This is a genomic window from Arthrobacter antioxidans (assembly GCF_023100725.1).
Lineage (GTDB): Bacteria > Actinomycetota > Actinomycetes > Actinomycetales > Micrococcaceae > Arthrobacter_D > Arthrobacter_D antioxidans.
The window spans coordinates 3,292,750-3,319,008 of sequence record NZ_CP095501.1 but is presented as its reverse complement, the minus strand read 5'-3'; the positions used below and the strand labels follow the sequence as shown (position 1 = coordinate 3,319,008).

General features: G+C 71.8%; 20 protein-coding genes. 12 read left to right on the top strand and 8 right to left on the bottom strand.

From position 1 onward, the window contains the following. The first annotated feature begins 38 nt into the window (after window positions 1-38). Window positions 39-479 carry a heat shock protein transcriptional repressor HspR gene (locus MWM45_RS15285; protein WP_247827173.1) on the top strand — a complete coding sequence of 147 codons (441 nt, stop codon included), beginning with the start codon at window positions 39-41 and terminating at the stop codon, window positions 477-479. An 18-nt stretch (window positions 480-497) separates the two neighbouring features. On the opposite strand, the gene MWM45_RS15280 is transcribed toward MWM45_RS15285, so the two are convergent. Next, complete coding sequence (locus MWM45_RS15280; protein ID WP_247827172.1) at window positions 498-1,556, bottom strand: LacI family DNA-binding transcriptional regulator; 1,059 nt, start codon at window positions 1,554-1,556, stop codon at window positions 498-500. 152 nt (window positions 1,557-1,708) lie between these two features. Here MWM45_RS15280 and pulA point away from each other — a divergent pair, with 152 nt between their 5' ends. Continuing rightward, the gene (gene pulA, locus MWM45_RS15275) at window positions 1,709-4,789 is read left to right on the top strand and encodes a pullulanase-type alpha-1,6-glucosidase (RefSeq protein ID WP_247827171.1); all 3,081 of its coding nucleotides are present in this window, start codon (window positions 1,709-1,711) and stop codon (window positions 4,787-4,789) included. A gap of 155 nt (window positions 4,790-4,944) precedes the next feature. Here the strand turns inward: pulA and MWM45_RS15270 are convergent, their stop codons facing one another. Further along, window positions 4,945-5,958 carry a LacI family DNA-binding transcriptional regulator gene (locus MWM45_RS15270; protein WP_247827170.1) on the bottom strand — a complete coding sequence of 338 codons (1,014 nt, stop codon included), beginning with the start codon at window positions 5,956-5,958 and terminating at the stop codon, window positions 4,945-4,947. An 84-nt stretch (window positions 5,959-6,042) separates the two neighbouring features. Next, entirely contained in the window at window positions 6,043-7,782 is a 1,740-nt protein-coding gene (locus MWM45_RS15265; protein WP_247827169.1) for a glycoside hydrolase family 13 protein, read from the bottom strand. Window positions 7,783-8,039: 257 nt separating this feature from the next. Between MWM45_RS15265 and MWM45_RS15260 the strand changes: the two genes are divergently transcribed. The 7 genes from MWM45_RS15260 to MWM45_RS15230 all read left to right on the top strand — a co-directional run bounded on the left by MWM45_RS15260 (window position 8,040) and on the right by MWM45_RS15230 (window position 16,126). Continuing rightward, window positions 8,040-9,338 carry a sugar ABC transporter substrate-binding protein gene (locus tag MWM45_RS15260; RefSeq protein ID WP_043441699.1) on the top strand — a complete coding sequence of 433 codons (1,299 nt, stop codon included), beginning with the start codon at window positions 8,040-8,042 and terminating at the stop codon, window positions 9,336-9,338. Between the two features lie 182 nt (window positions 9,339-9,520). Beyond that, window positions 9,521-11,119, top strand: coding sequence for an ABC transporter permease subunit (locus tag MWM45_RS15255; protein WP_247827168.1), 1,599 nt, complete (start codon window positions 9,521-9,523; stop codon window positions 11,117-11,119). Continuing rightward, entirely contained in the window at window positions 11,119-12,060 is a 942-nt protein-coding gene (locus MWM45_RS15250) for a sugar ABC transporter permease (protein ID WP_247827167.1), read from the top strand. The genes MWM45_RS15255 and MWM45_RS15250 overlap by 1 nt, the downstream gene beginning before the upstream one ends. A gap of 3 nt (window positions 12,061-12,063) precedes the next feature. Next, window positions 12,064-13,965: a glycoside hydrolase family 13 protein gene (locus tag MWM45_RS15245; RefSeq protein ID WP_247827166.1), complete on the top strand. Its 1,902-nt coding sequence runs from the start codon at window positions 12,064-12,066 to the stop codon at window positions 13,963-13,965. Between the two features lie 76 nt (window positions 13,966-14,041). Continuing rightward, a complete protein-coding gene (locus MWM45_RS15240) occupies window positions 14,042-14,608 on the top strand; it encodes a hypothetical protein (protein ID WP_247827165.1) in 567 nt (188 codons plus the stop codon). A gap of 47 nt (window positions 14,609-14,655) precedes the next feature. Continuing rightward, complete coding sequence (locus MWM45_RS15235; protein WP_247827164.1) at window positions 14,656-15,357, top strand: PspA/IM30 family protein; 702 nt, start codon at window positions 14,656-14,658, stop codon at window positions 15,355-15,357. Between the two features lie 85 nt (window positions 15,358-15,442). After that, entirely contained in the window at window positions 15,443-16,126 is a 684-nt protein-coding gene (locus tag MWM45_RS15230; RefSeq protein WP_247827163.1) for an SDR family NAD(P)-dependent oxidoreductase, read from the top strand. A 27-nt stretch (window positions 16,127-16,153) separates the two neighbouring features. Here the strand turns inward: MWM45_RS15230 and MWM45_RS15225 are convergent, their stop codons facing one another. Next, window positions 16,154-17,338 carry an MFS transporter gene (locus MWM45_RS15225; RefSeq protein ID WP_247827162.1) on the bottom strand — a complete coding sequence of 395 codons (1,185 nt, stop codon included), beginning with the start codon at window positions 17,336-17,338 and terminating at the stop codon, window positions 16,154-16,156. A 26-nt stretch (window positions 17,339-17,364) separates the two neighbouring features. On the opposite strand from MWM45_RS15225, the gene MWM45_RS15220 reads away from it, so the two are divergent. Next, window positions 17,365-17,958, top strand: coding sequence for a TetR/AcrR family transcriptional regulator (locus MWM45_RS15220; RefSeq protein WP_247827161.1), 594 nt, complete (start codon window positions 17,365-17,367; stop codon window positions 17,956-17,958). 31 nt (window positions 17,959-17,989) lie between these two features. Here the strand turns inward: MWM45_RS15220 and MWM45_RS15215 are convergent, their stop codons facing one another. Further along, window positions 17,990-19,024 carry a DUF695 domain-containing protein gene (locus MWM45_RS15215; protein ID WP_247827160.1) on the bottom strand — a complete coding sequence of 345 codons (1,035 nt, stop codon included), beginning with the start codon at window positions 19,022-19,024 and terminating at the stop codon, window positions 17,990-17,992. A 28-nt stretch (window positions 19,025-19,052) separates the two neighbouring features. After that, window positions 19,053-19,931 (bottom strand): tRNA (guanosine(46)-N7)-methyltransferase TrmB, encoded by an 879-nt coding sequence (trmB, locus tag MWM45_RS15210; protein WP_247827159.1) that lies wholly within the window; start codon window positions 19,929-19,931, stop codon window positions 19,053-19,055. A gap of 293 nt (window positions 19,932-20,224) precedes the next feature. Here trmB and MWM45_RS15205 point away from each other — a divergent pair, with 293 nt between their 5' ends. Both MWM45_RS15205 and MWM45_RS15200 read left to right on the top strand, forming a co-directional pair. Further along, on the top strand, window positions 20,225-21,913 hold the full coding sequence (locus MWM45_RS15205) for a DEAD/DEAH box helicase (RefSeq protein ID WP_247827158.1): 1,689 nt from the start codon (window positions 20,225-20,227) through the stop codon (window positions 21,911-21,913). Window positions 21,914-22,009: 96 nt separating this feature from the next. Next, window positions 22,010-22,411 carry a YccF domain-containing protein gene (locus MWM45_RS15200; protein WP_247827157.1) on the top strand — a complete coding sequence of 134 codons (402 nt, stop codon included), beginning with the start codon at window positions 22,010-22,012 and terminating at the stop codon, window positions 22,409-22,411. Between the two features lie 126 nt (window positions 22,412-22,537). Here the strand turns inward: MWM45_RS15200 and MWM45_RS15195 are convergent, their stop codons facing one another. Together MWM45_RS15195 and MWM45_RS15190 are read right to left on the bottom strand one after the other, a co-directional pair. Continuing rightward, on the bottom strand, window positions 22,538-24,022 hold the full coding sequence (locus MWM45_RS15195; protein WP_247827156.1) for a flotillin family protein: 1,485 nt from the start codon (window positions 24,020-24,022) through the stop codon (window positions 22,538-22,540). A 141-nt stretch (window positions 24,023-24,163) separates the two neighbouring features. Further along, window positions 24,164-26,254, bottom strand: a complete 2,091-nt coding sequence (locus MWM45_RS15190; protein WP_336296673.1) for a penicillin-binding transpeptidase domain-containing protein — start codon at window positions 26,252-26,254, stop codon at window positions 24,164-24,166. Window positions 26,255-26,259 lie beyond the last annotated feature (5 nt).

Below are 26,259 nucleotides of genomic sequence, written 5' to 3'. Positions count from 1 at the left end.
CAGCACCCGGGAACATCGGCATCGGAAGGAGGTCCGTCATGGACCACACCCTGCCCATCTATGTCATCTCGGTGGCCGCCGAGCTCGCCGACATGCACCCGCAGACGCTCCGCCAGTACGACCGGCTGGGGCTCGTGACGCCGAGCCGTGCGCCGGGCCGGGCGCGGCGCTACTCACAGAAGGACGTCAGCACCCTGCGCGAGGTCCAGCGGCTGTCGCAGGAAGGCGTGTCGCTGGAAGGCATCCGGCGGATCCTCGACCTCGAGAACCAGGTCGCGGCCCTGCAGGCGCGCGTCGCGGAGCTGTCCTCCGAACTGGCGGCCCGTCGCGTCCAGGCCGAGTCGAGCCGGGTGTTCGCCGCGGGTCTCGCGGGGGACGTCGTCACCCTCGTCCGCGGGCAGCGTCCCCGCGCCCGCACCCAGGCGCTCATGGTGTGGCGCCCGGAGTCGGCGCGGACCGCCAACCAGTCGCGCAGCTAGGCGCCCGACCAGGCGCAGCTAGCCTCCGGACACCCCGGGGCCTGTCCGCACCGCGGGTCCCGCCCCGGTGGAACCGCGGACCACCAGGTCCGACTGGAACAGGATCTCGTTCCGCGTGACCCGATCCCCGTCCAGCTCCGTGACCAGGGCGTGGACGGCAGCCTCCGCCATCGCCGCCACGTTCTGCCGCAGGGTCGTCAGTGGCGGATCGGTGAAGGCCATGAGTGGGGAGTCGTCGAAGCCGACCACAGAGATGTCCTCCGGCACCCTGAGGCCCCGGGTCTGCGCGGCGCGGACGGCACCGAGGGCCATGACGTCCGAAGCGCAGATGATCGCCGTGTGTCCCGAGTCGATGAGCTCGTTCGCCGCGCTCTGCCCGCCCTCGATGGTGAACATGCTCGTCGCGATGTGCGGCCCGGCGTCGTCCTCGCCGAGGAACTGGACCAGCCCGGAGCGGAAGCCCTCCAGCTTGCGGCGGCTCGGGATGAAGCGGTCGGGACCGGTCGCGAAGCCGACACGCTGATGGCCCTGCGCCACGACGTGCCGGACAGCCGTGCGGATGGCCGTGGCGTCGTCGTTGGAGACGGACGGTGCGTCGATCTCGGGCCTGGCGCCGTTGACGAGGACGAACGGCACCCGCCCGCGCAGGCGCCGGTAGCGTTCCAGGTTCGCCCGGCCGTCGGAGTGCGCGGCGCAGACGAAGATGATCCCGCTGACGCCCTGGTCCAGCAGGAGGGCGACGTACTCGTCCTCGGTGATGCCCCCGCCGGGCAGGGTGCACAGGGCGGGGATGTAGTCGTTGGGTGCCAGCAGGGCCGCGATGGCGCCGGCGAACGCCGGGAAGATCGGATTCACGAGGTCCGGCACGACGACGCCGATCTGTCCCTTGGAGCGCCCTGCCGTGCGGGAGGGCCGCTCGTAGCCCAGGCTGTCCATCGCCGCGAGGACGGCCTGCCGGGTCTCCTGGGACGCCCCACCCTTGCCGTTCAGGACGCGCGACACGGTGGGCACGCTGACGCCGGCGGTGCGGGCGACGTCGTCCAGGCGCGGCCGCTCGGTACGCTTGCCGGGAGTCATGGCCCCAATCTAGCGCAGGCCTTCGTTCGACCCGAAAGATTGCGTGAAACTTTTGCAAAGCTCTTCTGCTCGCCGCGCCGCGTCCCTAGGATCAGGGTATTCACCCCTCCTCAGTCCGGCCTGCAGTGACGCAGGGTCGGGGAAGGACCACCATGACCCCGAACACCACGGACACACCCCGGACCAGCGGGAGGCCGGCCCTTCGGCGCCGGTCCCGGCTGGCCGCCGTCGTCCTGACCGCGCCGCTCCTGGCGACCCTCATGCCGGCGCCGGCGCTCGCCGACCACACCACCCCGCCGGGCACGGTGGCCCTCGTGGGTTCCCTCCAGGCAGAACTCGGCTGCCCCGACGACTGGCAGCCGGAGTGCGCAGCCACGGGGCTCGTCCCCGTGGACGGGGCGCCGGACACCTGGTCGGCGACCTTCGACGTCCCCGCCGGATCCTACGAGTACAAGGTGGCGCTGAATGGGTCCTGGGGTGAGAACTACGGCGTCGACGGCGCCGCCGGTGGCGCGAACCTGGCGCTGCAGGCTCCGGGCGGCCCCGTGACCTTCACCTACAACCACCGAACCCACGTCGTCTCGAGCGACGCGCCCCAGGCACCCACCGGGTCGACGGCGGCGCACTGGCTCACCGCGGACACCCTCGCCTGGGGTGCCGAGGTGCCGGCCGATGCCCGTTTCCGCCTCTACTCCGCCCCGGAGGGCGGACTCGTCGCCGGCGACGGGAACGTCACGGGCGGCAGCTACATCGACCTCGAGCGCGGCAGGGACGCCCTGCCCGCGCGTCTCGCCGCGCGGTACCCCCATCTGGCCGACCTCGCGACGGTGACGCTCGGCAGGAAGGACGCCCGGAAGGCCGGGGACCTGCTCAAGGGTCAGCTGCTCCTCGCCGCCGTCGGGCCGGACGGGACGGTCCTGGCCACCACGGGCGTCCAGGTGCCCGGCGTGCTCGACGACCTCTACGCAGGGGCCGCCCGCGAGCAGCTCGGCCTCAGCTGGAAGGGCAGGAAGCCCCACCTGGATCTCTGGGCCCCGACGGCCCGCAGTGTCTCCGTGCAGGTCTTCCGCGACGGCTCGGGTGGGGACCCGATCGCCACCCGTCCGCTCCGCGCGGGCAAGGACGGCGTCTGGAGCGTCGACGGCGAGAAGGACTGGGACGGCGCGTACTACCTCTACGACGTCGAGGTCTTCGTCCCCGAGACCGGCGCCGTGGAACACAACCTCGTGACCGACCCCTACAGCGTCGGGCTGTCCACGAACTCGGAGCGGTCCCTGTTCGTGGACCTCACGGACCCGTCGCTCATGCCGTCGTCGTGGGCGCGCCTGCCGAAACCGGCCCTCGATCGCCCCGAGGAGCTGTCCGTCTACGAACTCCACGTGCGCGACTTCTCGATCACCGACACCACCGTGCCCGAGGCCGAACGCGGCACCTACGCCGCGTTCAGCAGGCCGGACAGCGCCGGCATGCAGCGGCTCTCGGAGCTGGCGGACAACGGGCTCAACGCCATCCACCTCCTGCCCGTGAACGACATCGGCACCATCGAGGAGGACCGCGCACAGCAGGCCGAACCCGCCTGCGACCTCGAGGCGTTCGCGCCCGACAGCACCGAACAGCAGCAGTGCGTCACCGACGTCGCCTCCCGGGACGGCTTCAACTGGGGGTACGACCCCCTGCACTACACGACGCCGGAGGGTTCCTACTCCACGAACCCCGAGGACGCCACGCGCATCCGCGAGTTCCGCGGCATGGTCGCCTCGCTCAACGAGTCGGGACTGCGCGTCATCCAGGACATCGTCTACAACCACACCGCGGGCGCCGGTCAGGCCTCGGACAACAACCTCGACCGGATCGTACCCGGCTACTACCACCGCCTGAACCCCGAGTCGGGCGCCGTCGAGACCTCGACGTGCTGCCCGAACACGGCGACCGAGCACACCATGATGGGCAAGCTGATGGTCGACTCGATCGTGACGCTCGCACGCACCTACAAGCTCGACGGGTTCCGGTTCGACCTCATGGGGCACCACTCGAAGCAGAACATCCTCGACGTCCGCGCGGCCCTCGACAAGCTGACGCTCAAGCGCGACGGCGTGGACGGCAGGTCCATCTACCTGTACGGCGAGGGCTGGAACTTCGGGGAGGTCGCGGACAACGCCCGGTTCGTCCAGGCCACGCAGGCCACGATGGCCGGCACCGGCATCGGCACGTTCAACGACCGCCTCCGCGACGCCGTGCGCGGCGGTGGGCCCTTCGACGAGGATCCGCGGATCCAGGGCTTCGCCTCCGGGCTGCTGACCGACCCGAACGGCGTCGCCGGCAACGGCACGGAGGCCGAACAGCGCGCCGAGCTGCTCCTGTCGCAGGACCAGATCCGGGTGGGACTGACCGGCAACCTGAAGGACTACACGTTCACCGACCGCAACGGTGAGCAGGTCACGGGCGCCGACGTGGACTACAACGGGTCGCCGACCGGGTACGCGGCGGACCCCCAGGAGAGCATCACCTACGTCGAGGCGCACGACAACGAGACGCTCTTCGACGCGCTCGCGTTCAAGCTGCCGGCCGACACGCCGATGGCCGACCGCGTCAGGATGCAGACCCTGGCGCTCTCCACCACCGCACTGGGACAGGGCGTCTCCTTCTGGCACGCGGGTGGCGAGGCGCTGCGCAGCAAGTCCCTGGACCGCAACAGCTACGATTCCGGCGACTGGTTCAACATCCTCGACCACACGGGCACGGACAACGGCTTCGGCCGGGGCCTGCCGCCGCGGGCGGACAACGAGGCGAAGTACGGGTTCATGCAGCCGCTGCTGGCCGACCCGGCACTCAAGCCCTCGCCCGCGGACATCGAGGCCGCGAGCGGGCAGGCGCAGGAGCTGCTGCGGATCCGGCAGGGCAGCCCGCTGTTCAGCCTCGGCACGGCCGGGCTCGTCCAGCAGAAGCTGTCCTTCCCGGGCAGCGGCCCCGACCAGACGCCCGGCGTGATCGTGATGCACCTGGACGACACCGTCGGCCCCGACGTCGATCCCGGCCGGAAGGGCATCGTGGTGGTCTTCAACGCCTCCGACGAGCCCACCTCCCAGCGCGTCCCGGCCGCCGCCGGCAGGGGCTTCGCGCTGCACGCCGTCCAGGCGGAGGGGAGCGACGACGTCGTCCGCCAGTCCGCGGCCACGCAGGACGGGACCTTCACGGTTCCGGCCCGCACGGTGGCGGTGTTCGAGGCGCGGTAGTCCGTCCCCGGGGCCCGGCATCCCTCTCGGGGTGCCGGGCCCTCGTGCGTCCGGGCCGGAGCCGGGGACTTCGGCGCCGGCCCCGTCAGGGTGCACGGCGTGTCGCAGCCCGACACGCACCTCCGAGGCCGGAAGTCCCCGGGGACGGTACCGGGTCAGGTGGACGGCGCGGCGGTGCTCGACCGGATGATCAGCGCGGTCCGGGCGGAGTGGTGCGCGGGACGGTAGGCGCCGGGGTCCTGCAGGATCTGCAGCAGGCGCTCGACGGCGCGCTGGCCCTGCTGCTGCGGGAACTGGGCCACGGTGGTCAGGCCGAGCGCCTCACCGAGCTCGTGCCCGTCGATGCCGATCACGGAGACGTCCTCGGGGACGCGCAGACCCAGCTCGCGGGCGGCCAGGATGGCGCCGATGGCCATCTCGTCCGAGGCGCAGAAGACGGCCGTCGGGGTGTCCCGCGGGTAGCCGAGGAGCTGCTTCGCCTGGCTGTGCGCGCCCTGGATGGTGAAGTCGGCGTCCACCCGCCAGGAGTCGAGGATCTCCAGCCCCGCCGCGGCCATCGCCGACTCGTAGCCGTGGCGGCGCGTGCCGGCGATCCGGAAATCGTTCTCGAAGGCGTCCGACCCGCCGATGTGGGCGATGCGCCGGTGCCCCAGGGTGATGAGGTGCTCGGTGGCGAGCTCCGCGATCTCGCGGTCGTTGACGCTGTAGGTCTCGGCGCCGGGCAGCGGACCGCCGATCCCCACGACGGGCTTGCCGACGGCGAGGAGCTGTCCCAGTTCCTCCCTGCTCAGTTCGAGGGAGACCGGGATGACGCCGTCGCAGCGCTGGCGCAGCAGGAACTCGGACAGGACGCGGTCGCGGAGGCCGGCGTCCTCGTTCAGGTTGTAGAGCGTGAGGTCGTAGCCGGCGGTGAGGAGCGACGCCGCGAGGCTGTCCACGATCTGGGAGTAGTACCAGCGGGCCACGGACGGCACGACGACGCCGATGTTGCGGTGCCGCCCGGACGCCAGGGAGGACGCCGTGGAGCTGACGACGAAATCCAGCTCCCTCGCCGCCTGCAGGACGCGGGCGCGCGACCGTTCGGAGACCCGGCCGTTGCCGCTGAGGGCCCGGGACACGGTCGCGGTGGACACGCCGGCCAGCTGGGCGACGTCCTTGATGCCGGCCATGGTCCCCTTTCCACGTGGCAGCAGTGACGGGGACACCCTACCCGGGTGTCCCCGTCCGATCATTGCCGATCCTCCGCCGATCTCCTACCCGGCGGCCATCAGCCAGACGCAGGCGTTCGGGGCGAGCATGCCCTCCGTGACCGAGCCCGGCGTGCTGGCGGCGATGACGGTGCCCTCCGGCAGGGGAGCGGCGAACTCGCCCATGTTGAGCACCACCAGCACCTCGCCGTTGCGGAACGCCACGACGTCGGAACACTCGAAGTTCCGGGACCAGCTGAGGGATCCGGCGCCGAGGCGCAGGTCCCGGCGGAGCTGCAGGGCCGTCCGGTACAGCGAGAGGGTGGACTCGGGGTCGACGGACTGCACGTCGCGGGCGTAGTCCGCCCAGCCCTCCGGCTGCGGCAGCCACGGTGCCGCGGGCGCCTCGGCGTCCCCGAACCCGAACGCGGGCGCCTCGGCCTGCCAGGGAAGGGGGACGCGGCATCCGTCGCGGCCGATCCTCTCGCCGGCCGTGCGGACGAAGGTCGGGTCCTGCCGCGCGTCGTCGGGCATGGCGGTGTGGTCGGGCAGGCCGAGCTCCTCGCCCTGGTAGAGGTAGATCCCGCCGGGCAGCGCGAACATGGCGAGCGACGCGGCACGGGCGCGGGCGAGGCCGGTCGCGGTGTCGGGCTGCGCGTCCGAACGGCCGATGCCGTCACCGCCCCGCGGCGGGCCGTCCGTCAGGCCGAAGCGGCTGGCGTGCCGGACGACGTCGTGGTTGCTCAGCACCCAGGTGGTGGGGGCGTCCACGGCGTCGAACGCGGTGAGGGAGGAGGAGATGACGTGCCGGAGGCCGTGCGCGTTCCACGGGTGGTGGAGGTAGGCGAAGTTGAAGGCCTGGTGCATCTGGTCGGAACGGACCCAGTTCGTGAGCCGCGGCAGGGGATCGATCGAGGCCTCCGCGCACAGGATGCGCTCGCCGTCGTACTCGGCGAGGATGGCGCGCCACTGCCGGTAGATGTCGTGGATCTCCTCCTGGCCGAACATGGGCGCCTCCCAGCCGGGGAAGCCCTCGGAGGATCCGCCGTCGGCGCGTCCGCCCCAGTCCGGCAGCCCCTCGGCCTTGATGAGGGCATGGGCCACGTCCACGCGGAAGCCGCCGACGCCGCGGTCGAGCCAGAAGCGCAGGACCCTCTCGAACTCGGCCCGCACCGCGGGGTTGTCCCAGTTGAAGTCGGGCTGCGAGGAGTCGAACAGGTGGAGGTACCACTGGCCGGGCGTGCCGTCGGCGTCGACGACGCGGGTCCAGGCCGGCCCGCCGAAGTGCGACTGCCAGTTGTTGGGCGGCTCGCTGCCGTCGGCGCCGCGGCCGTCCCGGAAGATGAACATCGCGCGTTCCGCGGAGCCCGCGGGAGCCGCGAGCGCGGCCCGGAAGAGCACGTGCTCACTGGAGCAGTGATTGGGTACGAGGTCGACGATCACGCGGATGTCCAGGCTGTCCGCACGGGCCACGAGCGCGTCGAAGTCGGCGAGCGTGCCGAACAGGGGGTCGACGTCGCAGTAGTCCGCGACGTCGTAGCCGCCGTCGCGCTGGGGCGAGGTGAAGAACGGCGAGAGCCAGAGCGCGTCGATGCTGAGCTCGGCGAGGTGCCCCAGCTCGGCCGTGATGCCCGGGAGGTCGCCCATCCCGTCACCGTTCGAGTCGCGGAACGACCGCGGGTACACCTGGTAGATGACGGACGAGCGCCACCACTGGTCGCCCTCGGACGGGGTGTGGAGCGGTGCATGGAAGGCATCGGGGGAGGACAGGTCCTCGCCGTGCAGGAGGGGGGCGATCTCAGACATGCGAATCATCCTAGACCGCCGACGGCCGGATTATGGAAGCGCTTTCAAGAGGAAGTGCCTTGATCTTGCGTCTTTCCTCGGGTACCGGCGCGTCGGATATGACGCGTTGGGTAAACGTGATGCAAGCGTTTACAGTTGTGACTCGGGTCACCGTCGCCTCCGAGTAGGGAGCGGCTGCGACACGCACATCTCCCGGCCTGCGAAGCTCCGTGCTTCGTCCGGGCGATCGACAGAAGCCGCTCATGAAAGGTTCACCAATGAAGGTGCGATCCAACCAGCCGACCCGTCGGCACGCTCTGATCACCGGCGTCATGTCGGTGGCCGTCCTGGCCCTCACGGCCTGCGGCGGAGGAGCCGCCGAGTCCCCCTCGGCCGGCTCCAGCTCCGCCGCCCCGAATCTCGCGGAGGGCGGCGCCACCACCCTCACCATGTGGGTCGACGCCGAGCGCGCCCCCGCCCTCGAGGAGATCACCAGGTCCTTCAAGGAGGACACCGGCATCGAGGTCAAGCTCGCGGTCAAGGACTTCGCCGCCGTGCGCGACGACTTCATCACCCAGGTGCCCACCGGCAAGGGACCCGACCTGATCGTGGGCCCCCACGACTGGCTGGGCACGTTCGTGCAGAACGGCGTCGTCGCCCCCGTGGAGCTCGGCGACAAGGCCTCCGAGTTCCAGGAGTCCGCCGTCCAGGCCATGACCTACGACGGCAACGTCTACGGCGTGCCCTACGCCCTGGAGAACATCGCCCTCCTGCGCAACACGGACCTCGTCCCCGAGGCCGCCGCCACGTTCGACGAGGTCATCGCCAACGGCGAGGCCGCCGTCGCCGCCGGAGACGCGACCTACCCGTTCCTGGTGGGCATGGACCCCAAGCAGGGCGACCCCTACCACCTGTACCCGCTGCAGACCTCGATGGGCGTGCCGGTGTTCGGGCAGAACGAGGACGGCAGCTACAACGCCGACGAGCTGCTGCTCGGCGAGCCGAACGGCGTGGAATTCGCCAAGAAGCTCGTGGAGTGGGGCGACACCGGATCGAAGGTCATCAACTCGAACATCACGGGTGACATCGCCAAGGAGAAGTTCAACGCCGGCGAGTCGCCCTACTTCCTGACCGGTCCCTGGAACGTCCCCGATGCCCAGGCCGCAGGCCTGAACCTCGCCGTCGACAAGCTCCCCACGGTCGGCGACCAGGACGCCCAGCCCTTCATCGGCGTCAACGGCTTCTTCATCTCCTCGAAGAGCGCCAACGCCCTCGCCGCGAACGAGTTCGCCGTGAACTACCTGAGCACCGAAGCCGCCCAGGATGCGATGTACGACGTCGGAGGCCGCCCGCCGGCCCTCAAGGCCAGCTTCGACAAGGCGGCGTCCGACCCCATCGTCGCGGCATTCGGTGAGATCGGCGCCAACGGCGTCCCGATGCCCGCCCTGCCCGAGATGCAGGCCGTCTGGGCCGACTGGGGAGGAACCGAGCTCGCGCTGATCAAGGGCAGCGGCGATCCCGCCGCAGCCTGGACCACCATGGTGAGCAACATCGAGGCGAAGATCGCCGAACAGTAGTCCCCGTAGTAGCGCAGTACCCGCAGTACCCGCAGTACCCGCAGTACCCGCAGTAGCGCAGCACCGCAGTACCACTGGCGCCCGTCGCCCCGGCGACGGGCGCCACCCTTCTCATCGCCACCCCTTCGAGGTGGCGGCACCACAGCAGCGGCCGTCCCCGCCGATCACCGAAAGCCTCCGCCATGCTCACTTCGGCCCCTCCCGGCCCGGCCGCAACGCGTCCTCCCCAGAAGACCGCAGCCCGCTCCGATTCCACCCTCGGCCTGCTCGCGAAGATCGTGCTGCTCGGCCTCGTGGACGCCTTCGCGGTCTACGTCCTCATCACGCTCTTCCTGCAGGAGAAGTGGGTGATCCTCCTCGTCGGCGCGGCCGTGACGGTCCTCATCAACTGGATCTACCTGCGCAGGGGCGGCCTGCCGGCGAAGTACCTGGCCCCCGGGATCTTCTTCCTGGTGGTCTTCCAGGTGTTCGTCATGATCTACAGCGGCTATGTGGCCTTCACCAACTACGGCGACGGCCACAACAGCACCAAGGCCGACGCCGTGAACGCCATCCAGCTCTCCGCGCAGCAGCGGGTCCCGGACTCGCCCGCCTACCGCGTCTCCGTCCTCGAGGCCGACGGCGACTTCCACCTCCTCGCCACCGACCCCGACGGCGGGGTGTCCGTGGGCACCACCGGCGTACCGCTCGAGGAGGCCGACGACGCCGTCACCGACGGCACCGGCAAGGGCGTGGAGCTCGAGGGCTACCGCACGCTGCAGTTCGGTGAGGTCCTCGCGAACCAGGCGGACATCCTCGCGATCACCGTCCCGTTCTCCGACGACCCGGAGGACGGCAGCCTCAAGACCAGCGACGGATCGAACGCCTACGTGTACCGCCCGTCGCTGAGCTACGACGAGACCACGAGCACCTTCACCGACCTCGAGACCGGGACCACCTACGCCGACACGGGCGAGGGCTCCTTCCGGTCCGCCGAGGGCGAGCAGCTGAGCACCGGCTGGAAGATCAATGTCGGCTTCGACAACTTCGTGAAGGCGTTCACGGACCCGAACATCCGCGGCCCGCTGGTGCAGGTGGTCCTGTGGACCTTCACCTTCGCGATCGTCTCCGTGCTGTCCACGTTCGCGCTCGGCCTGTTCCTCGCGAACGCCTTCAACCTCCCGGACCTCCGCGGCAAGCGGATCTACCGCATCCTGATGATCCTGCCCTACGCCTTCCCGGCCTTCCTCGCCGGCCTCGTGTGGTCCGGCCTGCTGAACCCCGAGTTCGGCTTCGTCAACAACACCTTCTTCGGCGGCGCGGACATCCCGTGGCTGACGGACCCGCTGCTCGCGAAGGTCAGCGTCCTCGTGGTGAACCTCTGGCTCGGCTTCCCGTACATGTTCCTGGTGTGCACCGGGGCCCTGCAGTCCCTGCCCGAGGAGGTCACCGAGGCCGCCCGTATGGACGGCGCGACCGCGTGGCGCACGTTCACCGCCATCAAGCTGCCCCTGCTGCTGGTCTCGGTCGCGCCGCTGCTCATCGCGAGCTTCGCGTTCAACTTCAACAACTTCAACGTCATCTACATGCTGACCGACGGCGGCCCCCGCTTCGACGGCACGACGGCGAACATCGGCCACACCGACATCCTCATCACCATGGTCTACGAGATCGCGTTCGGCACCGGTGTGGGCCGCGACTACGGCCTCGCCAGTGCCCTGTCCATCATCATCTTCATCATCGTCGCCGTGATCTCCGCCATCAGCTTCCGGCAGACCAAGGCACTGGAGGACATCAACTGATGACCACGTTCACCGATCCCCAGGCAGTCGCCCCCGCCGAGACGCGCGCAGGCGGGTCCGGTCGTGTCCCTGAGCAGCGCAAGCGCACGTTCGGCCAGTGGTTCAGGCACAAGGGCTGGCGCCACGTCGTCGGCGTCGTGACCACGCTCTTCGCCGTGTTCCCGCTGCTCTATGTGCTCTCCGCGGCCCTGAACTCCAACGGCACGATGGCCGGCTCCAACGTCCTGTTCAGCCGGTTCGACACCGGCAACTTCGAGGCCCTGTTCTCCAACCCGAGCAGGCCCTTCGGGCGGTGGTTCATGAACACCATGATCATCGGCGTGGTGACCTCCGCGGCCACCGTGTTCCTCGGCGCCCTCGCCGCCTACGCGTTCAGCCGCATGCGCTTCAAGGGCCGCCGCGTGAGCCTGCTCTCGCTGCTGATCCTGCAGATGTTCCCCCAGCTGCTCGCCGTCGTCGCCATCTTCCTCCTCCTGAACGCCATCACCGACGTCGTCCCGTGGCTGGGCCTCGGCAGCCAGCTCGGCCTGATCATGGTCTACCTGGGCGGAGCGCTGGGCGTGAACACGTACCTCATGTACGGGTTCTTCAACACCGTCCCGAAGTCCCTCGACGAGGCCGCGCGCATCGACGGCGCCAGCCACGTACAGGTGTTCTTCACCATCATCCTGCCGCTCGTCACGCCCATCCTCGCCGTCGTGGGGCTCCTCGCGTTCATCGGCCTGAGCAGCGAGTTCGTGATCGCCAGCGTGGTGCTCACGGATCCCGACTCGCAGACCCTCGCCGTGGGCCTGTACTCCTACGTGGCGCAGCAGCGCTCGGAGAACTGGGGCGTCTTCGCGGCGGGCGCGGTGCTCGCGGCCGTGCCGGTCATGGCCCTGTTCCTCTTCCTGCAGAAGTACATCACCACCGGCCTCGTCTCCGGCTCCGTCAAGGGCTGACCCGTGCAGGATCCGTTCCTCGCACCGCACCACGACGGCTCGCCCCTGTACGTGCCCGAGCAGTCGCCGGGCGTGGGCGGCACGCTGGCGGTGCGCGTGCGGATCCCCGCCCGGTGGGGGGCGCCCGGGCGGGTGTTCGTCCGGTCGATCCGGGACGGCGAGGGGCACTACGACGAGGCGCGGCTCCTCGCCGGGGAGGGCGACGACGGCGGCTGGGCGTGCTGGGAGGCGCGCGTCACCGCCGTCAACCCAACGCTCCGCTACCGGTTCCTGTTCGAGCTGCCGGGCACCGGCGGGCCCTCGCTCGCGTGGCTCAACGCCGTCGGCACGTCCCGCCGGGACACCCCCGACCGCGACGACTTCCGGATCGACTGCCGGCCGGCGCCCGCGCCGTGGGCCCGCGACGCCGTCATCTACCAGGTGTTCCCCGACCGGTACGCGAGATCGTCCGCCGCGGCGCCCCTCGACGCCCTCCCGGGCTGGGCCGTCGGCTGCTCCTGGGACGAGCCGGTGCAGCCGCGCGGCCAGCTCACTCCGCGGCAGGTGTACGGGGGAGACCTCGACGGCATCGCCGGACGCCTCGACCACATCCAGGCGCTGGGCGCGACGGTCCTGTACCTGACGCCCTTCTTCCCCGCGCGGTCCAACCACCGGTACGACGCCTCGACCTTCGACGAGGTGGACCCGCTCCTCGGGGGCGACGCCGCCCTCGTCCGGCTCGTCGAGGCCGCCCACGCCCGCGGGATCGCTGTCCTCGGGGACCTCACCGTCAACCACACCGGCGACGCCCACGACTGGTTCCGGAAGGCCTCCGCCGACCCGACCAGCGAGGAGGCGGGCTTCTACTACTTCAGCGAGGACGGCACGGAGTACGCCAGCTGGTTCGGCGTCCCCAGCCTGCCGAAACTGGACTGGTCCTCGGCGGAACTGCGGCGGCGCTTCGTCGAGGGCCCGGAGTCGGTGGTGGCCCGGTGGCTGCTCCCGCCCTTCAACCTCGACGGCTGGCGCATCGACGTCGCCAACATGACCGGTCGGCACGGGCACGTGGACCTCAACCGGGAGGTGGCAGCACTCGTCCGCGGCACCATGGACGCCGTCCGGCCCGGGCTGATGCTGCTCGCCGAATCCACGGGCGACGCCACCGAGGACCTCTCCGGGGGGACCTGGGACGGCGGCATGACCTACTCGAACTTCACCCGCCCGCTCTGGCAGTGGCTGGCCCGCGAGGACCGGGCGACGGCGGGCATCAACTTCTTCGGCACGCCCGCGCCCGGCGTGCCCAGGATCGACGGCGGCGACCTCGTCGCCACGCACACGGCGCTGTCCTCCGGATTCTCCTGGCGGGTCCGCTCGCAGAACATGACGGCACTGAACACCCACGACACCGCGCGCGCCGCCACGGTGATGGTCGACGGCGGCGCCGCCGTCGGGCTCGCGCTCGCCTTCCTGCTGCCCGGCCTGCCCACGCTCTTCGCCGGCGACGAGTTCGGGCTGCGGGGCACCAACGGCGAGGACGCCCGGACGCCCATGCCGTGGGACGCCCCGGACCGCCGGCCCGCCGACGTGCGCGCCCTGATCGCGGACCTGGCGGCGCTCCGACGCGATTCGCCGGCCCTGCGGGACGGCGCGGTGCGCTGGCTGGCCGCGACGCCCGACGTCGTCGTGTTCGTGCGGGAGCACGAGGAGGAATGCCTCGTGGTCGCGGCGGCCCGGGCGGATCACGACGACGTCCGGGTGCCGCTCGACCTGCTGCCCGGCCCGTGGGCCGCGGCCCGGCCGATCGACGTGGGCCCGCGGGGGGCCCCGGCGGAGGAGACGGCGCATGCGCTCGTGGTCTCCGGCCGCGGCCCGGGACTCGGGGTGTGGCGTCTTCCCGGCGTCCCCGCACCCACGCGCCGGGGATGACAGGCCCTTCGACGGGTGGAATTTGTCAGGGGAGGCGGGCAGACTGGATGGATGAACCACATCTCGGGACACCACCATGCTTGAGGAGCTCATCGAAGCCTTCGCGATCGGTCTCGGGGTGCTCCTCGCCCTCGGCGCCGGTACCGGCGTGGCCGGCTGGGTGGTGGTGCGGAAGGTCAGGAACTCGCGCATCATCGAGCGGACCAGGGAGCGCAGCATGCTGGCCGCCCGCGCCTACTCGCCGGACGCGCTGACCCGGGAACCCGCACGGCTGATCGCCAACCTCGCGCGGTCCTCGCGCGCCACGCACCTCGCCCTGTCGGAGGCGAAGGCCCAGGGCCGTCCGGTCGGCGACCTGCCGCGGGCCGCCGCGGAGATCGACCAGGCGGCCGCTTCCCTGGAGAACCTGCTGCGGGCCGCGGACCGGGAACCGAACCGTGCGCTCAAGCAGGAGTGGACCACGGACCTCTCCGCCCAGGCGCAGGCCCTCGACGAACTCTCCGCCGATCTGCGCCGGAGCCTCCTGCAGACGTCGCGGTCCATCGACACCCTCCAGCTGGAGCGTGCCACCACGCGCCTGCGCACCGAGATCTCGGCCATGGGGGCATGGCGGGACACCTACGGGAACCGGCAGACGTGGTGAGAGGTTTGATCAGGTAGCCACACCACAACCAGCCGGGGGTCCGAGCAATGTCGATCAAACGCCGCATCACGCGCATCGTGCAGGCCAACCGGAACGCGGCGGCCGACGCGAAGCAGGACCCCCGGGTCCAGGCGCAGAACGCCCAGGTGTCGCAGCACTCGCTGCTGGACCAGGCGCGCCGCGGGGCCGCCGACGTCGCGGCGCACCACCACCGCGTGGGCCTCGCCGCCAATGACGCCGCCGCCTACCTCAACCGGGTCGAAGCGGCCGCGGCGGCCGCCGTCCGGCGCGGGGACGACGACGCCGCCCGCGCCGCGATCCGGGAGTCGATGACGGCACGCCGACGCCTCGACACGCTCACCCGGCAGCTCCGCGAGGCGGAGGAGCAGTCCCGCCGGTTGCAGCAGGACGTCCGGCGGCTCGAACAGCGCGTGCAGCAGAACGCCATGGAGTACGACGCCATGCTGGCCCGGCGTGCTGCCGCGCAGGCCGCCATCGGCGTGCACGACGCCCTCGCCTCCTCCTCGCGTGAGGGGGCTGCGATCGACGCGGCACGCCGCAACGCCGAACTCGAGGTGCGGCGCTTCGAGGCCCAGGCGCAGGCGCGCGAGGAGCTCTCCTGGACCGACCCGTCCTCCCCGCGCCTCCAGCAGGCCTTCGAGGAGCTCGAGGCCGAGGCCGCGACGCAGCAGGAACTCGAGGACCTCAAGCGGAGGGACGCGCGGCGCTACCCGCCCGCGCCGCACTGACCCCGCGGCCCGCCGTCGACTCCACCGTGGCCGGCCCGCGGCACCCCGGCCCGGCGGGGGAGTGACGGGCCGCTAGACTCTGGCCATGACTGAGCTGAGCGGTTCCCACGTCCTCGTCGTCGGTGCCACCGGAGTCCTCGGGGCGGAACTGTCCCGGCAGCTCGCGGCGCAGGGTGCCGGGCTGATGCTGTCCGGCCGCTCCGGGACGAAGCTCGCGGGTCTCGCCGAGGAGCTCGGGGACGCCGTCGTCGGGACCGTCGCCGCGGATCTCAGCAGGCCCTCGGGGCCCGCCGACATCGCCGCGGCGGTCTACGGCCGGGAACTCGACGGAGTGGTGTTCGCCGCCGGCGTCGTCGCCTTCGGCCCGGCCATGGAGGTCGACGACGACACCCTCGACGAACTCGTGCTCGTGAACCTGCTCGGCTACATGCGGCTCATGCGGGAGGTGGGGCCGAGGCTCGGCAAGGACTCCTTCGTGGTGCAGATCAGCGCCGTCGTCGCGGAGAGCCCGACGGCGGGCATGGCCGCATACTCGGCCACGAAGGCCGGCCTCAGCGCGTACGGGAAGGCGCTGACGCTGGAGCTGCGCCGCCAGGGCGTCCGCGTCCTGGATGTCCGTCCGCCGCACACCGAGACCGGCCTGGCCACCCGGCCGATCGCGGGCGAGGCCCCGAAGCTGCCCCGGGGTAAGGACCCGGTGGCCGTCGCCGGGCGCATCGTCACCGCGATCCGCGACGGTGAGCGGGATCTGGCCTCGTCCGCGTTCTGAGGCCGGCAGCCCCGAGTTTGCGCCGACCTACCGCACCCGCGCGACGCCGGCCGTCGTGGGGACGGCGACGACGGCACTGGTTGCGCACGCGAGAGCCGCCACCAGGAAGGCGGCGGCGGTGCCTTCCTGGAGCAGGAGTCCCGTGAGCGATGCCCCGGCCGCCTGCCCGAGCACGAGGGCGATGAACAGGACCGAGGTCCCGGCCGCGCTGTCGGCCGCCACGGCGGAGGCCCACAGGATGAGCACGGACGTCGCTGCCGTGTAGGCGAGGCCGAAGGAGAAGGCTGCCGCGTAGGCCAGGAGGAGGGAGCCGGGCGCCGTCCCGACGAGCGCGGTCGCCGCTGCCGTCACGAGGGTCGACAGCGGCCACGTCACGCGGATCGAATGCTCTGCGAGCCGGCGGGACACTGCGGCGGCGCCGGCGCCACCCAGCCCCAGGGCTATCCAGGCGCCGGCGGACAGGCTGACGCCCATGCCGCCCGCCTGCTCGAGCGTCGCCCTGCCGTAGACCCACACGGCCGCGGACCCGCTCCCGAAGACGAGGGCCCCGCAGAGCGGCCGGGCCAGTCCGTGGACACTCGACCGCGTGACGAGCGAGGGTGCGGCCCATCGCCCGGCAGGACGGGCGGAGGGCCGGTCGCTGCTCCGATCCAGCCGCAGGACGGCGAGCATCGATGCCGCGGCGAGGACCGCCACCAGCACCCAGGCCAGGCGCCACGCCTCGCCGAGCACGAGGGACAGGGCTCCCGCGAGGACCACGCCGAACCCCGTCCCCGAATTGACCACCGACTGGAGCCGCCCCTGGGCCGAGGAGTCGGCGTTGCGGCGGACCAGCTCCACCATGGCGGGAGACGCGAACCCCGCTCCCATCCCGGCGAGCAGGACTCCTCCCACGAACACCGGGGTGCTGGGGGCGGCGGCGACGCCCAGGCTGCCCAGGGCCGCCGAGAGCCCGGCCAGCCCGGCCACCCCGCGGGGCCGGAGGGAGGCGTGGCGGAAACCGATGCCGGCGGACACGCAGTAGAGGATCGAGGCGCCCGACGCCAGCAGTCCGCTCACCGCCGGCGTCAGGGGGAACGCCGCGGAGAACGCGGGCAGGAACAGACCGTAGCCGAGGCGGGCCAGACCGTAGGTGACGGCGATGAGTGCCACGCCGGACGTGGCGAACAGCAGGGGATGGGGCCGGACCGGTGACTGTAACGAACGTTTCATTGAAACGGACGTTATACCCTTGTCCCATGACACCACAACCGACGGCACGCGACCGGCTGCTCGACGCGGCGGAGGACCTCGCCGCGACGCAGGGGGTGGGCGTCACCCCCGTCGACGCGATCCTCGAACGCGCCCGGGTCTCGCCGGCCACGCTCTACGCGCACTTCGGCAACAAGGAAGGCCTGATCACGCAGGCCCTGCGCCGGCGGCTGGCGCGGTGGGACACCACCTGGCAGGAGTGCGTCGACGAGGCGCCCACCCCCGAGGAGAAGCTGCTCGCCGTCTTCACCGCGCTCTCCCGGCACAGGCACGCCCTCACGCCCTCGCGGTGGTGCGTGTTCCTCGGCGTCGCCGCGGAGACCCCGCACCCCGGGCGGGACCTCGAGGACATACTCGCCGCCGACACCCGGCTGCTGCTGGGCAGGCTGGAGGAACTGGCGGCCACCCTCGTCGGCGCGCAGCAGGCGCCGCTGCTGGCGCGCCGGCTCGTCCTGATCTACACCGGCGTCCTCGGGATGATCCTGCGCGGGACGGACGTGGACACCGCCACCGCCGAGGGCCGGCACATCGCCGGCATGACTCTGCGCGCCGCCGCCGGACCACCGTCCTCCGCGCCCTGAGCGCATGCCTCGACCAGCGCCGGCACGCGGGTCAGGCGAAGTCCCGGACCTTCTTCCAGCCGGGGTCGAGCGCGTGCCTCGCGGTGACGGCGCGCTGTGCGCGGGCCGCGGCGTCGAGGACGTCCCTCCCGTTCTGGTCCTCCGAATCCGAGTAGAAGTGGAGGGTCCTCACGCCCCGGGACGTCTCGGCCGCCACCAGCATCCCCCGGATCCCGAGGGCCTTCACGAGCGAGTCCTCGAGGTCGTCGAGGTCGTCGAGGGCCGCGGGCCGGGGAAGGCCCTGCCCGTCGGCGTCGAACGGGACCCGCAAGGCCGTGTGGAGGTCGAAGCGCGGATGGTCGATCCAGCGCAGCGGGCGCAGGACCCGCACGAGGATCGGATCGCCCGCCCCGAGCGTCCCCTGCATGAGCAGCCAGTCCGGTGCGGGGAGGGTGCGGGCCAGGTCCGCCACCCGGGCCGGCAGCTCCGCGGCGGGGATGCTGTCCACGACGTCACGGGCGATGCAGTCGACGCGGCGGACCCAGCGTTCGACGTCGTCCTCGCCGAGCAGCCATTCGAGCAGCAGGACGCACAATCCGTACTCGTCGTCCCACTGCCCGGTGAAGCCGGGGTTGTACACCGAGACGATGAAGCCGTCGCCCGCGCGGGTCACCGCGGCATGCACGCGGGTCCGGCGGAGGTCGAAGGTCCGGCCGCGGTAGGTGATGCTCGATTCCAGCATGTCCGGCTTGGCGCTGCGGGCAGGCACGAAGTCCCACCGGGGGCCGGGCGGCGGGGACGCCCGGTACCAGCGTTCGGCCACCGGACGCAGCGACGCGTCACCGCCGCTCGAGACGCAGAGCGTGTGCTCGGCGTCGGTGCCCGTGCGGGTCTCCCACTCGAGGCCGCGCGCGATCGCCCGCACGCGCCGGGTCATGACGTCCACGTAGGCGTCGAAGTCCCCGGCCCGCGTGGCCTCGGTCAGGAGCTCCTCGCCGTCGTCCGCCCACCAGCGCCAGAAGGCCTCGATCGGGTCCGCCCCGGCCCTGCGGGCGGAACCCCTGCGGCGGCTGAAGATACCCCTCACTCCTGCGTCCCCCGGTATCCGCGGGCGCTCAGCGGCGGCGGTAGGTGAGGTCGAACACCATGCGCCCGGCCTCGATCGCCTTGTTCTCGAAGCTGGTGAGGGTGCGGTCCTCGAAGCGGGGGGCCCAGCCGCCGAGTGTGTCCGTCCCCTCGTTGACGCCGGTGTTCCCGGTGCTCACCGGGTCGCGGCCCTCCCGCACGGGCGCACCGCCGACCACCGACTCCACGCCGCTCTCCCAGACCTGGGTGAGCGGACTGTCCGCGCCGCTGCGTTCGCCGTCGTGCAGGTTTTCGAAGAGCGGGTGCGCGTCGAGGACGGCGCGCATCTGCACCGCGTAGCTCGACCAGTCGGTCGCGAGGCGGAACAGCCCGCCCGGGGCGATGATGCGGGCGGCGAGCTCGACGTAGTCCTCCTTCACGAGCCGGCGCTTGTGGTGGCGGGCCTTGTGCCAGGGGTCGGGGAAGAAGGTCCAGAGCTCGGCGACGGACGACGCCGGGATCATCCCCTCGAAGGCCTCCGCCGCGTTGACCTGCGCGGTCCGCACGTTCGTCAGGTCCTTCTGGCTGATGCGCAGCATGGTCTGGGCGAGCCCGGGACGGTACACCTCGAGGGCGAGGTAGTCACGGTCCGGGTCGAGTTCCGCGGCGTGGGTGATGGCTTCGCCCAGCCCCGACCCCACCTCGACGACGAGCGGCGCCGACCGGCCGAAGGCGGCCCCGACGTCGAGCACGAAGCCGGGTGCCACGGAGGTGTCGGCGTTGTGGACGCGCGGGACGTCCAGGAGGAAGGCCTCGGCCAGTTCGTCCCAGGCCTCGCGCCGCCGGCCCTGGAGGCGCGAGCCGCGCCGGACGAAGGACACGGGCTGGGTGCGGTGCGGCTGGTCGGGGGTCTGTACATGAGGATCCATCACTCCCAAGGCTACCGGCAGCGGGTCCCCGCGGCGCTCCGGCAGGGTCCGCGATGCGGGGTTCCGGCGCTCCGGCTGATAAACTGGGGGAACTTGCCTGCGCACGGCCGACCATGTCATCCAGACTGGCGTCAGCCAGAACAGCGCGCAGCCTGCGTCGATAGAACGCATTCTTTTGTCCCGCATCCAGCTCGCACGATCGTGAGCGCGGTGGACACTGTCTGACTCTTCTTCGGCGAACCCCTGCGCCGACCGGTGCCGGGGAACATGAGAAGAAAGTTCGTGTACCCCACATGACTACTTTTGCTGCCCTCGGTGTGCCCAAAGCGCTGGTCGAGAACCTCGCCGCGCAGGGAATCGCCGAACCATTCCCCATCCAGGTCAAGTCGCTGCCCGACTCCCTGGCCGGGCGCGACGTCCTCGGCCGCGGCCGCACCGGCTCGGGCAAGACCCTCGCCTTCGCCCTCCCCATGGTCGCTCGCCTCGCCGAGCAGGAGGCGGCCTACCGCCGCAAGCCCGGGCGCCCGCTGGCCCTGGTCCTCGCCCCCACGCGTGAGCTCGCCACGCAGATCAACGCCACGGTCGAGCCGCTGGCCAAGGAACTGGGCCTGAACACCACCGTCATCTACGGCGGCGTCTCCCAGCAGCGCCAGGAGAAGGCACTCCGCGCCGGCGTCGACATCGTCATCGCCTGCCCCGGGCGCCTCGAGGACCTGATGCGGCAGAAGCTGATCACGCTCGAGTCCGTGGAGATCACCATCCTCGACGAGGCCGACCACATGGCGGACCTCGGCTTCCTCCCCGTCGTGAAGAAGCTGCTCGACACCACCCCGGCCGACGGCCAGCGCCTGCTGTTCTCGGCGACGCTCGACAACGGCGTGGACAAGGTGGTCAACCGCTACATGACCAACCCGGTCACCCACTCGGTCGACGACCCCCAGGCCGCGGTCACCACCATGGAGCACCACGTGCTGCTGATCGGCGACCAGACCCAGAAGAAGCAGCTGATCGTCCAGCTCGCTTCCGGCTCCGGCCGCCGCCTGCTCTTCATGCGCACCAAGCACCACGCGCGGAAGCTCGCCAAGACCCTCACCGACGCCGGGATCCCCGCCGTCGACCTGCACGGCAACCTGTCGCAGAACGCCCGCGACCGCAACCTCGCGGAGTTCTCCTCGGGTGACGTCCGCGTGCTCGTCGCCACCGACGTCGCCGCGCGCGGCGTGCACGTCGACGACGTCGAACTGGTGGTCCATGTGGATCCGCCCACGGAGCACAAGGCGTACCTGCACCGTTCGGGCCGCACGGCCCGCGCCGGCTCGTCGGGCACCGTGGTCACGATCACGCTGCCCGAGCAGAAGTCCGAGGTGCAGAAGCTCATGAAGGCCGCGGGCGTCGACGTCGCGTTCGAAAACGTGAAGGCGACCTCGCCCCTGGTCCAGTCGCTGACCGGTGACCTGGCCGAGAAGATCGACCCCCGCACCCGTGCGGCGCTCCTCGTCTCCCGCGACGCCGCCCGCGGTCAGGGCACGTCCACCGGGGCGAACGCCGAGCGCAAGCGCGCACGCCGCGGTGCTGCAGCACCGACCGCCGGCGGTCGCGGTGGCCGTGGCGGCCGGGGACGCGTCTCCGCCGATCCGCAGGGCGCCCAGGGCAACCGCGCCGAGCGCCGCAAGGACCAGCCACAGGCACCCCGCTTCGGCTCCGACACCGGTGCCGCGGCGAAGTCCGGTGGCTCCCGCCGCCGCTCCGAGGAGCCCCGCACGGCTTCGGAGACGACGTCGCGCAGCCGCCGTCCTGCGTCGGGCCAGCGCGTCGGCGACGCCGTCCCCCGCACGGCCGCGGGGGTTCCCGCAGCCGGTGGACAGCGCAGCCACGCGCCGTCGGCCGCACGCTCCGAAGGAGCACGCTCCGAGGGCGCCCGCCGTTCCGGCGGCTCCCGCAGGGCCAGCGCACCGGCGTCGAACGACCGCCGCCCGCGCTAGCATCCACGCGCTGATGAGGCCCCCTACCCGTCCGGGTAGGGGGCCTCACGCGTCCCGGGTGGTGCGGGCGTGCGCCGGGTGGTGAACAATGGCCGGATGAACGCACTCCTGAACGTCATCTGGCTCCTGTTCGGCGGCATCTGGCTCGCCCTCGGCTATTTCGCCGCGGGCGTGGTCTGCTGCCTGCTGATCGTGACCATCCCCTTCGGCATCGCCTCGTTCCGGATCGGCGTGTATGCGCTGTGGCCGTTCGGCCAGACCGTCGTGAACCGGGGCGGGCAGACGGGTGCGTGGTCCACGATCGGCAATGTGATCTGGCTGCTCGTCGCGGGCATCTGGATCGCCATCGGCCACGTGGTCACGGCCATCCCGATGTTCGTCAGCATCATCGGCATCCCCCTGGGCATCGCGAACCTCAAGCTGATCCCGGTGTCGCTGGCACCGCTCGGCAAGGTCATCGTCCCGTCACAGGGGACCTACCTGCCGACGTACCGCTGACCACCCCGCCGGCCACCCCGCCGGCCACCCCGCCGGCCATCCCGCCGGCCTCCCCGCCGGCCATCCCGCCGGCCTCCCCGCTGACGGGCCGCCGCCGGATCACCGGCGACGGCCCGCATCCGGCGGTCAGTCCGACGTGGAGCTGTGGACCGCGGCCCCGTTCTGCCCGGGCTTGTCCGCGTTCTTCAGCAGGTCGCCGAGCAGCGCGATGATGTCGAGCCCGGTGGTGTCCTTGACCATCTGCGTGGTCTGGTGGACGCCGCTCGAGACGTTCTTGCTGAGCTGGCTCGCGCCGTCGTTGGAGACGACGGTCATGGTGTCGATCGCCGACATCGGCGCGGCGATCTCACGGGCCATCGCGGGCAGGACCTCGAGGACCTTCGACAGGATGGCGGCCTGGTTGAACTTCTCGTAGGCCTCCGCCTGCGCGGCGATCCCGGCAGCCTCCGCCTTGCCGCGTGCTTCCGCGGACCCGGCCTCCGCGTCACCGCGGGACGCGATGACGGCGGCGTCGGCGCGGCCCTTGGCCTCGCTGATGGACGCCTCGGCGGTGCCGCGTGCGGTGTTCGCGGCGGCGTCGGCCTCTGCGGCCACGCGGTCACCCTCGGCGACGAGCTTGCGGCGTGCGAGGTCCACGCGAGCCTCGATCTCGGAGGCCTCGGAGGCACGACGGCGCTCCTCGAGCTTCGCGTCCGCCTGCTGGATGAGGCGGTACTTCTCGGCGTCCGCGGGCTTGCGCACCTCGGTGTCGAGCTCGCGCTCGCGCAGTTCCGAACGCCGCTGCGCCACCTGCTGCTCGCGCATGATGACCTGCTCCTGCTGTTCCGCCTGGGCGAGCGGTCCCGAGGCGTCGGCCCGCGCCTGGCGGGCGTCGGCCTCCTCCTTGAGTTCCGCGCGCCGGATGATCAGCTGCTGCTGCGCGAGAGCCACCTGCTCGTCGGACAGGGCGCGTGCCTGCTCCGACTCCTGCATGGAGCGTGCCTCGGCGATCTTCGCGTTCCGTTCGGCGAGGGCCGCCTCGGGCCGGCCGAGGTTCTTCAGGTACCCGGAGTCGTCGTCCACGGACTGGATCTGGAAGGTGTCGATCTCCAGCCCCTGGTTGTGCATGGAGTGCTCCGCCTCCTCCTTCACGCTCTTGGCGAAGGTGGCGCGGTCGCGGATGATCGACTCGACGGTCAGGGTGCCCACGATGGAGCGCAGTGAACCGGACAGCGTCTCCTGCGTGTAGTGGTCGATGGCGTCCTGCTGGTTGAGGAAGCGCTGGGCCGCCTTGCGGACGGCGTCGGCGTCGCCGCCCACCTTGACCTGCGCGACGCCGGTCAGGTGGAGCTTGATGCCGTTCTTCGAGATGCCCTCGATGCGCAGGGACACCTGCCGGGAGGCCAGGGACAGCGGGTAGGCCCGCTGCGAGAACGGGTTGATGAAGATGCGGCCGAAGACGACGCGCTGGCTGTCCGGATCGGGCTGCCCCTTGCTGTCCTTGGACGAGATGATGAGTGCCTGGTCCGGGCTGGCGATGTGCAGCGCCATGCGGGCGAGCACGACGGCGGCGACGACGAGGACGAGGAGTACCACCGCGCCGATGATGAGCGGGATGAACGTGAGATCCACTTGCGACCCTTTCAATGGTCTTCGAAGAGGCCCCGGCCGCGCGGGTGCGCGCCGGAGCGTGATCAAGCTGTTGAGCGCACTGTGTTGATCCGACCCCCATGTCGTCGACGTGGATGACCCGCATGCTGCGGGCCCGTGGTTCTAGGAGGCCGCTCCGGTGAGGAATGCCTGCATGAGGGGTCCGCCGGAGGTGGAGCCCAGCTCGCCCTCCTCGACGAAGACGGCGACGGCGAGGTCTCCCTGCAGGGCGACGACCCAGGCGTGCGTGCGCGGGGGATCCTCGCTGCCGAATTCTGCCGTGCCGGTCTTGGCCAGGACGGGGGCCCCGGGAACATCCTGCAGCAGCTGCGCGCCGCCCTGGGCGACGACGGCGCCCATGAGCGTCTTCAGCGTCGCCGACTCCGCGGCCGTGAGCGCGCTCGGTGGCGCGGCCTCCGTGGGAGGGGCGTCGGTGGAGGCGGCACCGGAGGGTGCCGCGGTCGATGACCCCGCGGCGGCGGACGGCGAGCCGGTCGCGCCCTCGGTGGACTCCCCGGGCGCGAGGAGCGTCGGGGTGACGCGGGCACCGGCGCCCACGGTCGCGGTCAGTGTCGCGAGCGCGAGGGGCGAGACGAGGACCTCGCCCTGGCCGATCATGGCGGCGGCGTGGGCGGTACCCTCGGCCTCGCCCGGCACGGAGCCGAAGAAGGCGGGCGTCCCGATGCCCGCCTCGACGCCGATCCCGAGGTCGGTGGCGGCGCTCGCCAGGTCGGCCTGGCTGATCCTGTCCCGTGCGGAGATGAACCCGGTGTTGCAGGACTGCGCGAAGGTCTCGAGGAGGGGGACGGTGCCGACGGACTGCGCGGGGTAGGTGCTGGCGTTCTTGAACGTCCGGCCGTCCACCACGACCTCCTCGCTGCATTCGGTCGGCGTCTCCGGCGTGAAGCCCTTGCGCAGCAGTGCGAGGCTCGTGGCGATCTTGAACGTGGAACCCGGCGGGTACTGGCCGAGCAGCGCCGTCTGCAGGCCCTCGCTGCCCGGCCCGTTGGCGGCCGCGAGGATCTCGCCCGTGCTGGGGCGGATGGCCACGATCGACGACGCCGACGGCTCGTCCGCGAGCACCTCCTCGCCGAGGCCCTGCAGCCGGGGGTCGAGGGTGGTGGCGAGGTCCTCGCCGTCCACGGGCGCGGTGGTGAAGAGGGTCCGGGGGGCCGCCGGCGCGTCGCCCGCCGCCACGGCGTCGACGGACAGCCCCGGGGTGCCGGCGAGTCGGTCATTGTGCTGCAGCTGCAGCCCGCCCAGGCCCGTGACGTCCCCCGCACGGATGGCGCCGTCGGACTGCTCCACGAGCTCCGCGGTGGCCTCCCCGACGCCGCCGAGGAGTTCCCGGGCGAAGGTGCGGGTGGGGGCGAGCTCGAGCGTGTCCGCCTGCCGGAGTGCCCCCGGGACGGCGTCGATCTGCGCGTCGGTCACGGTCCGGGTGGCGTCGTCACGCAGGACGAGGGCCACGACGAAGGCTTCGGCGCCGGCCGTGGCGACCTGCTCCTCGTAGCCGGCGGGGTCGAGGTCGAGCAGCGTCGCGAGGGCGCGGGCGGAGGCGGCCTGCTGCGCCTCGGGGACCAGGGTCTTGTCGATCCCCACGCGGACCACGGGGCGCTGCGTGACGATGACCGCGCCGCCCGCTCCCGTGATGTCGCCGCGGTCCCCGGGGACGCGCGTCAGGGTGAGCTTCTCCTCCGGCAGGAGGTCGGGGACGAAGACGCCGGGGTCCCAGGCCGCCTGCCAGGTGTCCTCGACGCGCGTGAGGTCCGCCGTCGTGCTGTAGGTCCAGTCCTGGTCGGTCGCGTCGAGGTCCCAGGCATAGTCGAGCGTCGCCGTCGCCGTGTCCTCGCCGGTCTCCTCGACGCCCGCCACCGTGACCTGCGGCGGTTCCGGGGCGAAGCCCTCCGTGATGGCGGCGAGCTGGGCGGTCACCTCGGCGGGCTCCCCGGAGGTGAAGGAGGACTGTCCGACGTCGAGCCGGGCGAGCCCCTCGGCCAGCGTGCCGGCGGCGTCCTCCGCCGTCGGGCGGTCATCCGTGCAGGCCGCGAGGGTGAGGGCGAGGGCGAGGGTGGTCAGGACGGATGTGGCACGCTGCAGTTTCCCCATGCGGCCCATTATGTCCGAGAACGCCGCGACGCCCCGCCCCGCCGCGGCGACGGCGTGCCGGGCGGGACGGCGTGCCGGGCGGGACGGTGCGGCGGCCAGGGGCACAGGCC

Bases quoted from the DNA above. Each gene is read 5' to 3' on its own strand.
- MWM45_RS15285 (WP_247827173.1), top strand. From the start codon at position 39: ATGGACCACACCCTGCCCATCTATGTCATCTCGGTGGCCGCCGAGCTC.
- MWM45_RS15280 (WP_247827172.1), bottom strand. From the start codon at position 1,556: ATGACTCCCGGCAAGCGTACCGAGCGGCCGCGCCTGGACGACGTCGCC.
- pulA (WP_247827171.1), top strand. From the start codon at position 1,709: ATGACCCCGAACACCACGGACACACCCCGGACCAGCGGGAGGCCGGCC.
- MWM45_RS15270 (WP_247827170.1), bottom strand. From the start codon at position 5,958: ATGGCCGGCATCAAGGACGTCGCCCAGCTGGCCGGCGTGTCCACCGCG.
- MWM45_RS15265 (WP_247827169.1), bottom strand. From the start codon at position 7,782: ATGTCTGAGATCGCCCCCCTCCTGCACGGCGAGGACCTGTCCTCCCCC.
- MWM45_RS15260 (WP_043441699.1), top strand. From the start codon at position 8,040: ATGAAGGTGCGATCCAACCAGCCGACCCGTCGGCACGCTCTGATCACC.
- MWM45_RS15255 (WP_247827168.1), top strand. From the start codon at position 9,521: ATGCTCACTTCGGCCCCTCCCGGCCCGGCCGCAACGCGTCCTCCCCAG.
- MWM45_RS15250 (WP_247827167.1), top strand. From the start codon at position 11,119: ATGACCACGTTCACCGATCCCCAGGCAGTCGCCCCCGCCGAGACGCGC.
- MWM45_RS15240 (WP_247827165.1), top strand. From the start codon at position 14,042: ATGCTTGAGGAGCTCATCGAAGCCTTCGCGATCGGTCTCGGGGTGCTC.
- MWM45_RS15235 (WP_247827164.1), top strand. From the start codon at position 14,656: ATGTCGATCAAACGCCGCATCACGCGCATCGTGCAGGCCAACCGGAAC.
- MWM45_RS15230 (WP_247827163.1), top strand. From the start codon at position 15,443: ATGACTGAGCTGAGCGGTTCCCACGTCCTCGTCGTCGGTGCCACCGGA.
- MWM45_RS15225 (WP_247827162.1), bottom strand. From the start codon at position 17,338: ATGAAACGTTCGTTACAGTCACCGGTCCGGCCCCATCCCCTGCTGTTC.
- MWM45_RS15220 (WP_247827161.1), top strand. From the start codon at position 17,365: ATGACACCACAACCGACGGCACGCGACCGGCTGCTCGACGCGGCGGAG.
- trmB (WP_247827159.1), bottom strand. From the start codon at position 19,931: ATGGATCCTCATGTACAGACCCCCGACCAGCCGCACCGCACCCAGCCC.
- MWM45_RS15205 (WP_247827158.1), top strand. From the start codon at position 20,225: ATGACTACTTTTGCTGCCCTCGGTGTGCCCAAAGCGCTGGTCGAGAAC.
- MWM45_RS15200 (WP_247827157.1), top strand. From the start codon at position 22,010: ATGAACGCACTCCTGAACGTCATCTGGCTCCTGTTCGGCGGCATCTGG.